Annotated in this window: 1 protein-coding gene; it reads left to right on the plus strand. The window is 66.2% G+C overall.

Annotated elements, in window-relative coordinates; genetic code table 11:
* Positions 1 to 263: aldolase/citrate lyase family protein (locus DH10_RS35920; RefSeq protein WP_246811702.1), on the plus strand; the 263-nt coding region annotated here is incomplete at both ends.

Genomic DNA, 263 nt, shown 5'->3' on the forward strand with positions numbered 1-263 from the left:
GGTGACCGGCTGGACACCATCCTGGTGCCGAAGGTCGGCGTGCCGGCCGACCTCTATATGGTCGAGGCCATGGTCAACCAGATCGAGATGGCCAAGGGTTTCAAGACCCGCGTCGGCCTCGAAGCGCTGATCGAGACCGCGCTCGGCATGGCCAATGTCGAGGCGATCGCCGCCACACCCGGCCGGCTGGAGGCGATGCATTTCGGCGTCGCCGACTATGCCGCGAGCAACAAGGCGCGCACCGTCAACATCGGCGGCCTCAA

The organism is Mesorhizobium silamurunense, from assembly GCF_014843825.1.
Classification (GTDB): Bacteria; Pseudomonadota; Alphaproteobacteria; order Rhizobiales; family Rhizobiaceae; genus Mesorhizobium; species Mesorhizobium silamurunense.